At 63.8% G+C, this 1,645-nt stretch carries 3 protein-coding genes; 2 read left to right on the top strand and 1 reads right to left on the bottom strand.

Features of this window, described 5'->3' with window-relative positions:
- Positions 1-557, top strand: a 557-nt coding sequence (locus ACIRS4_RS36540; RefSeq protein WP_404204319.1) for a short-chain fatty acyl-CoA regulator family protein, incomplete at its 5' end; no start/stop codon positions are given.
- Here ACIRS4_RS36540 and ACIRS4_RS36535 read toward each other — a convergent pair.
- On the bottom strand, positions 551-841 hold the full coding sequence (locus ACIRS4_RS36535) for a hypothetical protein (protein ID WP_404204317.1): 291 nt from the start codon (positions 839-841) through the stop codon (positions 551-553). The genes ACIRS4_RS36540 and ACIRS4_RS36535 overlap by 7 nt on opposite strands.
- Before the next feature lie 21 nt (positions 842-862).
- On the opposite strand from ACIRS4_RS36535, the gene ACIRS4_RS36530 reads away from it, so the two are divergent.
- Positions 863-1,645 (top strand): transporter substrate-binding protein (locus ACIRS4_RS36530; protein WP_404204315.1); only part of this gene is annotated, 783 nt, incomplete at its 3' end.

The raw sequence follows: 1,645 nt of genomic DNA, 5'->3' as shown, positions 1-1,645 counted from the left end.
AGGACTTCCGCTACGACATCGAACGCCTGTCGGCCTTCTTCACGCAGAGCTACGAGACCATCTGCCACCGCCTGTCCACCCTGCAGCGCCCCAAACTCCGCGGCGTCCCGTTCTCCTTCGTCCGCGTGGACCGCGCCGGCAACATGTCGAAACGCCAGTCCGCGACCGGCTTCCACTTCTCCTCCAGCGGCGGCACCTGCCCCCTGTGGAACGTCTACGAGACCTTCGCCTACCCCGCGAAGATCATGACCCAGATCGCCCAGATGCCCGACGGCCGCAAATACCTCTGGGTGGCCCGCACCGTGGAACGCCGCGCCACCCGCTACGGCGAACCCGGCAAAACCTTCGCTATCGGCCTCGGCTGCGAACTCCGCCACGCCGGCCGCACCGTCTACGCCGACGGCCTGGACCTCAACGAGCCCAAGGCAACTCCGATCGGCGCGGGCTGCCGAGTCTGCGAACGCTCCAACTGCCCCCAGCGCGCTTTCCCGCCCCTCGGCAAATCCCTGGACATCAGCGAGCACCGAAGCTCCATCTCGCCGTACATCATTCAGTAGAGCCGCCGCGGCGAGACGGCCTCACCGCTCACATCGCGCCGCTGCCAGCTGTCAAAACACTCGGACAGACGCCCAAAATACTGCCTGATCTGCACCGATGCTTCACCCGCACGATCCGAATCATGCTGCGGTGAGCAGAATTTCACGCCCGGGCAACATCGGAAATCGGACATTAATCGAGAGTCATTCCGGCGCAACACTTCACGTTTACCTTTCGTTCCACGAATACAGCCGCTGTATACGCGGCGGTATTCGGAAGCGGCGCAGCCGACGTCGCCGAACACGTGAACCGAAGGATCCGCCCCATGCACGACTCTTCCCGCCGGGACAGGGCTTCCCGCCTGATGAAGGCGATCACCATTCCGACCGCGTTGGCGCTGTCCGCCGTCATGGTCGCCGGTTGTGGATCGCGCGACAGCGACACCGCGGCCGGATCCAATGCCAAGTCCTGCGTGGACACCTCGAAGGACACCATCAAGATCGGTTCGCTGCACTCGCTGACCGGCACCATGGCGATCAGTGAGGTCACCGTCGCCAATGCCACCAAGCTGGCGGTGGATCAGATCAACGCGGCGGGCGGCGTACTCGGCAAGAAGATCGAGGTGGTGCTCGAGGACGGCGCGTCGGACCCGAAGACCTTCGCCGAGAAGGCCGAGAAGCTGGTCAGCTCCGACTGTGTCGCCGCGGTGTTCGGCGGCTGGACCTCCGCGTCCCGCAAGGCCATGAAGCCCAAGTTCGAATCGCTGAACTCGCTGCTCTACTACCCGGTTCAGTACGAGGGCCTCGAGGACTCGAAGAACATCTTCTACACCGGCGCCACCACCAACCAGCAGATCATCCCCGCGCTGGACTATCTGAAGCAGAAGGGCGTCACCTCCCTCTACCTGGTGGGTTCGGACTACGTGTTCCCGCAGACCGCCAACCGCGAGATCAAGGCCTACGCCAAGGCCAACGGCATCGAGATCAAGGGCGAGGACTACGCGCCGCTGGGCTCCACCGATTTCTCCACAATCGTCAACAAGGTGCGCAGCGCCAAGGCGGGCGCGGTCTTCAACACCCTCAACGGCGACTCCAATGTGGCCTTCTTC

Origin of the sequence: Streptomyces sp. NPDC101166, from assembly GCF_044768125.1 — a bacterium.
In the GTDB taxonomy this organism is placed as follows: Bacteria; Actinomycetota; Actinomycetes; order Streptomycetales; family Streptomycetaceae; genus Streptomyces.
The sequence above is the reverse complement of the archived record's forward strand: the minus strand, read 5'-3'. Positions and strand labels throughout refer to the sequence as shown.